Here is a 1,058-nt window from a genome sequence, read left to right as displayed (position 1 = left end):
CTTGGACTCGGGTAGCCAGATCTTCCAGCTCGCTCAGGGTAAACGTCACCACCTCCCCAGCCTCCGCCTGAGCAATGCCTTCCGCGAGCCGCTTTGCGTTTGCCGGGGAGCGGTGCAGATGGATGGTTTCGCGCCATGGATCGAAGTCCTCGTCACTCATCGAAATGGCGTTGCCCTTCTCTGCTGTGATCTGGTCGGTGTCGACTTCTTCGATCAGCGGGAACAGCTAATGTCGCAAGCGGTGAGCAGCGTATGGGGCCAAACGAGAAAGGCCCCTGACCTTGCGGGGTAAACCGCTGGTCAGGGGCCTTTTCGGCTCCCCCATCTGGACTCGAACCAGAAACCTGCCGATTAACAGTCGGCTGCTCTGCCAATTGAGCTATAGGGGATTGTTTCCCTGGCTGGACCTTCCGGACCGGCCGGAGAAAACTTTAGCGTATCGGTTGTACAGTTCCCAAATCGCGGCTCTACCTGCGGGAATATGGGTGGGGAGGGGACGGGGTGCCGGATCGACAGGGTGGGGTGGGGTCGGGCAGGATATGGGGGCGGACTGGTCTATGGGAGGAGCTTCTCGGGATGCTGCGGTTGATCATCGGTGTGGCGGCTGGGTATGTGCTGGGCGCCAAGGCCGGGCGGGTTCGGTATGAGCAGATCAGTAAGACGACCCGCGCGATCAGTGAGAGCCCTGTCACGCGGAAGGTCGTGTTGATGGGGCGGCAGAAGCTCGCGGACAAGCTGAACACCCAGCCGAAGCTGGAGCCGATGGTGCCGCTGGACGAGCGGACCACGATCCTGGTGCCGCAGGACCAACTGCGGCGCTGAGGGATTGGGGCTTTGCCCCTTGCCCCTGGTGGGGGCTGCGCCCCCACACCCCTGCCCTAGGCGGCGAGCTTCGCCGCCTGGCGGGTCGTGCGCGTCAGACGCCTGCGAAGTCGCCTGAGTTGCCCATGGCCTGGGTGAGGAGGCTCTTGCGGTATTGCTCCAGGGCCACCAGGTCGCCGAACAGGGCCATGTAGGCGTCGGGCTGTTCGGTGGAGGAGATGCGCTGGAGTTTGGAC

The 1,058-nt window shown here is 63.3% G+C and carries 2 protein-coding genes and 1 tRNA gene; 1 reads left to right on the top strand and 2 read right to left on the bottom strand.

The window, feature by feature from the left end:
* Both ACIRS4_RS38990 and ACIRS4_RS38985 read right to left on the bottom strand, forming a co-directional pair.
* A partial coding sequence (locus ACIRS4_RS38990) for a type II toxin-antitoxin system Phd/YefM family antitoxin (RefSeq protein WP_404205134.1) occupies positions 1–226 on the bottom strand: 226 nt, incomplete at its 3' end.
* Between the two features lie 90 nt (positions 227–316).
* Positions 317–389 (bottom strand) — tRNA-Asn (locus ACIRS4_RS38985).
* 187 nt (positions 390–576) lie between these two features.
* On the opposite strand from ACIRS4_RS38985, the gene ACIRS4_RS38980 reads away from it, so the two are divergent.
* On the top strand, positions 577–822 hold the full coding sequence (locus ACIRS4_RS38980; RefSeq protein ID WP_213560124.1) for a hypothetical protein: 246 nt from the start codon (positions 577–579) through the stop codon (positions 820–822).
* Positions 823–1,058 lie beyond the last annotated feature (236 nt).

Origin of the sequence: Streptomyces sp. NPDC101166 (assembly GCF_044768125.1) — a bacterium.
Taxonomy (GTDB): Bacteria; Actinomycetota; Actinomycetes; order Streptomycetales; family Streptomycetaceae; genus Streptomyces.
Note: the sequence above shows the minus strand (reverse complement) of the source record. Positions and strands in the feature narration are given on the sequence as shown.

Bases quoted from the DNA above. Each gene is read 5' to 3' on its own strand.
- ACIRS4_RS38980 (WP_213560124.1), top strand. From the start codon at position 577: ATGCTGCGGTTGATCATCGGTGTGGCGGCTGGGTATGTGCTGGGCGCC.